The 220-nt window shown below is 45.9% G+C and carries 1 pseudogene; it reads right to left on the bottom strand.

The features are described 5' to 3' along the window. A pseudogene (locus tag F6Q11_RS06845) lies at window positions 1-220 on the bottom strand (IS5/IS1182 family transposase); the annotation flags it as partial.

Below are 220 nucleotides of genomic sequence, written 5' to 3'. Positions count from 1 at the left end.
GCAAGGTTGTAGCACATGGCGGTGAAGTATGTCTTGACCCTGACCCTCTGTACCTTCGTTATCATTACATGGAAGAAGTGGAACATCCCCTTCATTACGTAGAGATGTTCCACCATTGATCTGATTCTTGATATTCTCAGATTCCTCCTTATGCTCTTCACAGGTAGGGGATGTCCCCTTACGGATCGATCCATTGTACCGTTGATGCCTTTACATTCGG

It is taken from the genome of Thermoplasma sp. (assembly GCF_008709555.1).
Lineage (GTDB): Archaea > Thermoplasmatota > Thermoplasmata > Thermoplasmatales > Thermoplasmataceae > Thermoplasma.
The sequence above is the reverse complement of the archived record's forward strand: the minus strand, read 5'-3'. Positions and strand labels throughout refer to the sequence as shown.